This window comes from Shewanella sp. AC91-MNA-CIBAN-0169, assembly GCF_040310165.1.
In the GTDB taxonomy this organism is placed as follows: domain Bacteria; phylum Pseudomonadota; class Gammaproteobacteria; order Enterobacterales; family Shewanellaceae; genus Shewanella.
Genome location: NZ_JBEOPM010000035.1, coordinates 37,031 through 44,671, shown reverse-complemented (window position 1 = coordinate 44,671; position 7,641 = coordinate 37,031). Strand labels below are relative to the sequence as shown.

8 protein-coding genes are annotated in these 7,641 nt (G+C 37.6%); 7 read left to right on the top strand and 1 reads right to left on the bottom strand.

Features of this window, described 5'->3' with window-relative positions:
* The first annotated feature begins 71 nt into the window (after window positions 1-71).
* Both AAEY98_RS20660 and AAEY98_RS20655 read left to right on the top strand, forming a co-directional pair.
* Window positions 72-491 (top strand): S41 family peptidase, encoded by a 420-nt coding sequence (locus AAEY98_RS20660; protein WP_351019298.1) that lies wholly within the window; start codon window positions 72-74, stop codon window positions 489-491.
* The gene (locus AAEY98_RS20655; RefSeq protein WP_351019295.1) at window positions 491-883 is read left to right on the top strand and encodes a hypothetical protein; all 393 of its coding nucleotides are present in this window, start codon (window positions 491-493) and stop codon (window positions 881-883) included. Before AAEY98_RS20660 ends, AAEY98_RS20655 begins: the two co-directional genes overlap by 1 nt.
* 368 nt (window positions 884-1,251) lie before the next feature.
* On the opposite strand, the gene AAEY98_RS20650 is transcribed toward AAEY98_RS20655, so the two are convergent.
* Window positions 1,252-2,691 (bottom strand): OmpA family protein, encoded by a 1,440-nt coding sequence (locus AAEY98_RS20650; RefSeq protein WP_351019292.1) that lies wholly within the window; start codon window positions 2,689-2,691, stop codon window positions 1,252-1,254.
* A gap of 284 nt (window positions 2,692-2,975) precedes the next feature.
* On the opposite strand from AAEY98_RS20650, the gene AAEY98_RS20645 reads away from it, so the two are divergent.
* From AAEY98_RS20645 to AAEY98_RS20625, 5 genes are all read left to right on the top strand, one after another.
* A complete protein-coding gene (locus tag AAEY98_RS20645; protein WP_351019289.1) occupies window positions 2,976-3,413 on the top strand; it encodes a hypothetical protein in 438 nt (145 codons plus the stop codon).
* A 186-nt stretch (window positions 3,414-3,599) separates the two neighbouring features.
* Window positions 3,600-4,148, top strand: coding sequence for a hypothetical protein (locus tag AAEY98_RS20640; RefSeq protein WP_351019286.1), 549 nt, complete (start codon window positions 3,600-3,602; stop codon window positions 4,146-4,148).
* A 226-nt stretch (window positions 4,149-4,374) separates the two neighbouring features.
* Window positions 4,375-5,277 (top strand): hypothetical protein, encoded by a 903-nt coding sequence (locus AAEY98_RS20635; RefSeq protein WP_351019283.1) that lies wholly within the window; start codon window positions 4,375-4,377, stop codon window positions 5,275-5,277.
* A gap of 100 nt (window positions 5,278-5,377) precedes the next feature.
* A complete protein-coding gene (locus tag AAEY98_RS20630; protein WP_351019280.1) occupies window positions 5,378-6,091 on the top strand; it encodes a hypothetical protein in 714 nt (237 codons plus the stop codon).
* A 230-nt stretch (window positions 6,092-6,321) separates the two neighbouring features.
* Window positions 6,322-7,560 carry a hypothetical protein gene (locus AAEY98_RS20625; RefSeq protein ID WP_351019277.1) on the top strand — a complete coding sequence of 413 codons (1,239 nt, stop codon included), beginning with the start codon at window positions 6,322-6,324 and terminating at the stop codon, window positions 7,558-7,560.
* Window positions 7,561-7,641 lie beyond the last annotated feature (81 nt).

Genomic DNA, 7,641 nt, shown 5'->3' with positions numbered 1-7,641 from the left:
TGTTAATGTTGGCATTGTTAATGTTGATATATATATTGAACTAATACATATAAAAATGGGTGGCATTGTTAATGTTGGCATTGTTAATGTTGATTCAAATTGGTGGCACAACGTGCGGAAAGCCTTATGGATTTTACCCAACACCAAACTGCGGCATCACTTACTTTAGCATTCAATTTAAAGGTGTGAACGATAAAGGTTTTGGTGATTATTCAGATGGTTTTGTACCCACTACAAGTCCAACACTCGACAGTGAAATTAAAGGTTGTGCGCTAAGCGATGATTTAAACCATGCGCTTGGTGATACCAATGAGCGACTCTTAAGCGCCGCATTGTATTACCGTGATAATAACCAGTGTCCAGCGCTGACGTCATCAGCGGCTAAAGTGTCAGCGGCCCCAACAATGATGGATAAAGGCTTTATGTTGAAAGATGACCGTCACTCAACATTGCTTAAAAATAATCGGATAATGTCGACAGGAGCCATGTAATGTCCCGTTTACCTTCTGGTTTCCTTATCGCTGTAGTGATGTTTTCCACGGCTTTTATGGGATGTGGTACTTCAACGGCCGGAAACGATAGAGCGGTTCCTGCGCTAATCACGTCGCCAAATAGTGCCAGTGTGGATGAACTACAAGCGGCTATTGCCAGTTTGTTGAATACAGACCATGTGATGATTGCTCAAAGCGCGTTTACAGACACCAGTGTCTTGTCTATTGAACCTGCAATGCACAAAGACACTAATGGTCGTTTATTAATGGGTCGCTCTACCGAGATGCCAGAGAGTGTGCAATTATTTATGCAAGCTGATACATGCTTGCTTGAGCACGCCAAAAGCGGCCAGCGTAAAATATTGCAAATAACCACCTGCCGAGCCAAGTAACACTGGCTAACTTATGGCGTAGTTACCTGTTAATTCAGGCTTGGACTCAGTAGTACCAATGACGAAATATTATCATTGGTACTACTGGAATATTGCTGGTTTATTACCGGAGTTTTATTGTCAATCTGATGGATATTATTGTGGTTATTTAACGCTTCAGCGTTAATCTCAATAATGAGTTAAGAGTTAAGAGTTAAGAGTTAAGAGTTAAGGATTGAGTTAAGAACTAAATTCAGGACTAAATACAGACTACGTATTAACCTTGTGTCTGGTAAGTAAAATATTCTTAGTGAATAGAAAGGTAGCCTAGGCTGCCTTTCTATGATTACTTCTCCAGTGAGATAATTATCTATTATCTGTAGCAGAGGTTATTTATTATCTGAACGTATCACTAACTCAACGCGGCGGTTTTGTTTCTGGCCCGCTTCATCAAGATTATTGGCAATAGGCGAGTACTCACCAACCCCTTTGGCTTCAACTTGTTGTGCAGAAATAGAGAACTGTTTGATCAAACGGGTTTTAATTGCAGTCGCGCGTTTTTCTGACAAGGTTTGGTTATAAGCTTGCGAGCCCTGGTCGTCTGAGTGTCCTACAACATAAAACAGCTGTTTAGGGTGTGTTTGTAGGTATTGAGCTACCACTTCAACAATCGGATAAGCTTCTGGCAGTAATTCATCGCTATCATATTTAAACAACAAACCGTCTAGTGCCACATGGCCCGTTTTGGCTATCTCGTCAGTTAAGCCCTGCAAATCAATTCCCACACGATTATTGTTTAATATGGTTTCTTCAATGATCCTGATTTCAGCGGATAATCGCCCTGAAAACCCAATAACGTAAACCATAGCGTAAACATTACCTTCAGCTCTTTCTAACTTATAGAGTCTATAAAATTGGTTTTCTTCGCGACCAATTGCTGAATGTAATGCTATCTTAGTTTCTAATGTATCTTCGTTTCCGCACTCCTTCCCTAAACAGGTATAAACTTCCGTAAAACCAAGTTTGGTTAATGCGTTATGGTAGTTTGCATCAATCTCAAATTCTGAGTAAGTACGTGGCAATATGTATGTAATATCGGTAACTTTCCCTTCCAGTTCCAACGTTTTATAGTTATCTCCAGCAAGTACCATGGTTTGGTTAAAGCCATGAGTCATATATTCCTGTATGTAAGCTCCAGCGACTCTGCTAAGCATTGGGTGGTCAGCCGAGTTTTTAGTATCTTTATCGCTATTGTCTTTAACCGTTATTTCACTCACAGCTTGTGATAAATAACTTTGATTAGTGGCCACCAAATCTAATGGCTCAGCGATGACTTCTATAATATCCAATTCTAAATTGGTAGCATTCTGCCAGCTAATCGCATATATCGACACATAAACTTGTTTTTTAGGCAGGGTAATATGTGCTGTTATTAATGATGGCAAGCTACTGGAAATATTTGTCAAAGGCGAGATAAATGAAGATAGCTTACGTTCATCACCACAACTTGCTTGTTCACATTCAAAAATAATCTCGGCATTGAGCGCTTTTAGCTGATTTTTATAGTTATTGATTAAATGTGCCGGTGTATAAGACGGCGGTAGCTCATAGTTGGTTCTAGTTAGTTTACCTTTCACTTCTTTTGATTGAATATTTTTATCGTCAATTGCCGTGATCAATTGCACAGGCGTGAAGTGCCTTAATTCATTTTTTGTGTCTTTTACCTCTTTAGGCTCAGAAAATAATTCTTGTGATGTTGCCGAATAGGCATTCATCGCTGGCATCACTGCAATAGTAACAGCCAATGACATAAGTACGGGTTTTAACATTTCAACTCCCTGTTGTGTGGTATCCAATATTTTGTGAAATAACATTAAGTGATCATAAGATATTCAAACATCAATAAGGTGTAAATGAATTGTGCTCATAATTAAAAACAATCTAATTATAAGTGATATATTTTTATTTTAAGCACACCTCTAAGGATGTATTTTGTGCTGGGTAATTGAGCGGTGTTAATTATTAGATGACAGTGAACAGGAATTTGTTAATGATAAATAAAAGTTGATAGTGATTAAAGTCATAATCGGGTTAATTTTACAAGGAAGTTGCTATGTACAAATTATTTTTTATAGTGGTATTTGTATTGCTCAATAGCAGTGTTGCAGAAGCTCAGTTTAATGAAGATTTACAAAAAAGATGCGTTAACATTGTCAACGATAAGCTGGCAGGGGAGCTAGACTCGTTATTGCAATATTATTACCTTAAAACCAGAAGTAATCCTAAATTTGTTGATTTTCATAAAAAAAGGCAAGTCAAACACGCTAGAAGAATTGCAGAAAAAGGGACTGTTGATAGTGTATCTGTCGTCGACACTAACGAGCTTGCTAATCCTGCAAGCGACAGTAAGCATGCCGGATTTAATATTGCTGAACAACGCTCAATTCTAACTCATGTTAAGTTTTCTAAACAGGAGCGACCCGTAAGCTATGAATGTATATTGGGTCGTGAAAAAGAGTCAAATGAGTGGTTTATTTTAAACGCGATTTAGACTTTAGATGATAAAAACAAACTAAAACGACTGACATTTGTTAGTCGTTTTATATTTTCAAATAAAAGACTACAGTGATTTTTTATGCCTTGGATAGCAAACAAGCTCCGAAAATTTAACAACACATCCTCTTTATCAGACCAATTGGCACAACAGCATAAGGTTGTTTTAACATCAAATAGAATAGTGTGGCCCTTATCTAACTACACTTGGGCGCTATTTTTGCTGTGTTTAGTGAGTATTCCATTGGGGTTATTAGCATTGGATTATTATCAATATGTATTAGAGGCGACGTTTACTGCATTAGCCGTCATTCTGGTTAGCCATTTTATGCTTCATTTTAAGAAAGGTTTGAAAGCAATCTTAACAAAAGAGGCCATTGAATTACCGACGGCATTAATGGGGCGGCATTCTACGGGATATGTGCCATTTAGTCGGGTTGAAGAAATTCGTATTCAACGTTTTTATCATATTTATCGCTATGTCAAACCCGGCGCCATTTTTAACTCGTCCGCCAAGGGCGAGATATACACCCACGCGCGTCTAATATTAAGCAATGGCGAAGTGGTTAATTTATCTCGGGTAAACGTAATAGCATTACCTGAGCTTATCGAATACATACAGCAGCGTTATTCTCCAAAAATCAGTTATCGTTATCCAATACCTCTGACATTTTTAGGTGGGATGTTTCTGTTATATATCGTATTGCTTACCTCACAGATTATAATGACTTAAGTGTTTGACTAGGCAAAACCTCTGCTTAGTATTTTTACGCCAGAACCGCTCGTTTGTAATGCACTGTAGTCAACGGTAGTCAATAGCGGGGGAGAGTGATTTAACTCAGGTTTGGTAAGGTGAACTGTGCGGATGCAAGCACCTTTTAGATTGTTATTAACGTAAAGATGAGCTTGGAATAACATCAGTAAAAATTGAAAAATGGATTTATATAGGGATATAGGCAATGAAATATAATGTACTTTGGTTAACAATGTTGTTAGCTGCTAGCGTAGGTATGAGTGGTTGTAATCGTGATTTAGCTGAGGGTGTGCAGCAACCGGAAACTCCTACTACTGCAATTGATTCTATAGAGGCTGTTATTTCACCAAATCAAGTGGTTCAATCCGATCTAGGTAGGCTTATTGGTACCTGGGAAAACAAAGATGAGGACGTTGATGGCGTGCTCGATGAGCAAGATGACTATCCATTTGATGCGAGTAAGAGTAAATATCCGCTATTCATCGAACAGGAACCGAACGATTACCCTGGCATCGCTACGCGGATAGAAATTGATCAAGGGGTTAGAGTACAAGGGGTCATAAGCTCTGAATTGGACAAAGGTGATCTGTTTAAGTTTGTGACAACTGAGCTTAAACAATACACAGCGGTTTTCAAAACTTCATCAGCGAGATTTAAACCACAAGTGTACATTTCAAACGCTGACGGACTAGTGATTGATGCAATATTTTTATATAAGTACACTAAACCGAATGTGTACGTGGTTAATTTTCCTATTTACGACGCAGGTATTTATCAACTGAGTTTAATCGATGACAATTTTGCTGGGGGGCCAGACCTTTCGTACGAAATTGTATTTTTTAACGATACTGATGTTGATTCATTCGATGATATGAAAGAGCGTGCATTAGGTTCTGATTTACTTGAAAATGATATGGATCAAGACAAGATCCTTGATGGTTTAGAGTTCATTTTTGGTATGTTGAATTCAACGATTGATCAAGATAATGATGAACAACCCAATTGGCTTGACTCAGACTCTGACGGCGACGGTATTTCAGATTTGATTGAAGGTAGTGGTGATACTAATCAAAATGGGAAGGTTAATTTTTTGGATTCGAAAAGCTGATATAGATGTCAAATCTATTAAAATAATCCGCTTAACACCAAGCGGGCGCATTAATACATAGTGGTTAAATTTTTGTTATGCAGTAAAAAGGACATTTTATATGCAAGGAAAGCTTACTGTCGAAGATGAACGTTGGTTTGGTTCAACTTACTTTAAAGGTATAAAACAACTTAACCCTGCGAGTAATATCACGCTAAAAATTATCACATTTTTCTATCCATTAAAGGTTAGGACGCAGTTACTATTATCTGTTGGCTTACTTTTGATGGGATTGTTGCCTTTTATCACGCCTAGCGCGATATCGTTATATCCAATGTTCCCCGAGGTTCCGTTAATTTTTGTCATTATTAATCTGTGTTTTGTTCCTGGGCATTTAGTATTACGTCATTTTTTAATTAGACGTCAATATAAAATAGAGGCCCTGCAACGTTGTCATATTAGTGCTCGAACAGTCTCATTACCGGTAAACAGCTTGGTTAATGAGCCAGATGGACAATTGGTATTATCGAAAAATGATATAAAGGAAATAGATGTAATTTATAATGTTCAAACCAATAAAGGCCATTCTATTCGCACCGTATATCAAGTTACTATTTGTTTAGCTTCTGGTAAGGAATTAAATTTTGATATGTTGCATTACCCATTAAAAAGTATTTTTTATTTATTAGTTTATTTTAATTACCCTATGAAATTGACTCAGCGACGGTGGACGATGAAGTATCAGTTACATGTAGTGGTGTTAATTTTCCCTATACTAGCTCATTTTGCATTGACTAGCTTGATGGTTTTATTGGTATCTCCGTTAAATTTATAATGATTTTAAGTCATTTACATGACTTATCTCCGCTCACTCCGTTTACACTATATGGTGTGTGTATTGTTTTATTCTACATCACTTATGATAATTGGTGTCGCAACCTACAAGCTGTTAATATTATTTCTATTCATATTTTTTAATTTAATGAATTCCAAAAATGGGTGGCATCTTTATATTAGTAGTACCTGACAGCAACACTAGTAAGTTAAATACGATTAAGGAATAGGATGTTTAACAAGTTAACAGGGACGTTATTGAATACCGCGTCATCATTTTCAATTGTGTCAGCCGTTGAAAAAATAAAGTGGATTTTTATATGCTTTAATCTAGTTTATGTGGTGTTGGCGGTAAGTGTCTTTTCTTTTTCGGCTGAAACTGTCGGGCGTTTAATGCTCAGTATATTGTCGATGTTGGTAGCGTTTAGTTATCAATGTCGATGGTGCTTTGATGCCTCACGCAAGGTGTTAACACGGTTCCATGGTTTCAAGTTAGGGAGGAAATCCATTTATTCCCTTCAACAACAAGATGTTGATTACTCAATAATAAAAAATATTGAGTTAAAAGAAGTGCATAATACTTATAAAGTGATTTTGCATGTTAAAGAGAGTCAACAAGCTCAATTTTCTGAACCGATATCGATATCGTTAAAAGTGAAGCAACATAAGTTGCCCGCATTGGTGCAACAATGTCGAAAAGAGTTAATGTCGCAGGGGATTAATGTTGTCGGTCAATTTGATAGCGTTAGTCGTAAAGATTGGCCAACCTTTAGTTCAGTTCCGCTCGACCTAGATACCGTAAAAGCCTTTATTGGGATTAAGCTATTTAACGACCCGATAAAATTACAATACCCCGTCACACTGTTTATGCTGCCTTTACCTCGGCAATACTTTCATCAAGTCTGGGCTTCAAGTTATATTAGTTTTATGGCCGCCCTGTTTATCCTTTATTCCAGCCATAATATCGTAGCGGCCATAGTGGTTGCCTTATTTGGGGTAGCTGTGTCTGCTGTAAGGCGAAAGCTCATTTGCGATAAGCATTATACACAGGGTATATCGACTCCTAATGAGATTGTTATCAGCGAAAATTCACTTGTTATTCCAAGAGTGTATTTTGAGGACAAGCAAGTTAGACAGATAGAAAAGTCTGCGATTAAATCAATTAATATTGAGTGGAATTGGTATAAAGCTGGCGATGGTGACAGTACCCGGAGGCAATACAGGCGACCTTTTGTATTTAGAGTAAACATTGATGTGAGTAACGGTGAAAGCATTACGTTAGCCGGGCAAACATTTGATAGTAATAAATTTGTTATTGCACTGTCTCAACTCGGCTACAGTGCAACGTTGACGCAAATCCCAAAAATAGCAGCGGTATGGCGTTTTTACATACTCATACCGATGGCTATAGCGCTACTAGGTATGACAGGCTTTGGCTTGTACTCGCTATATATTCGTTATTTGGTTTAACAGCAAAAGCATTTACGTTGTCATAGCACGACAGAGTTAGTGTTATAAACGTGAAACCTCTGGGAAATGGTATAGACAAAT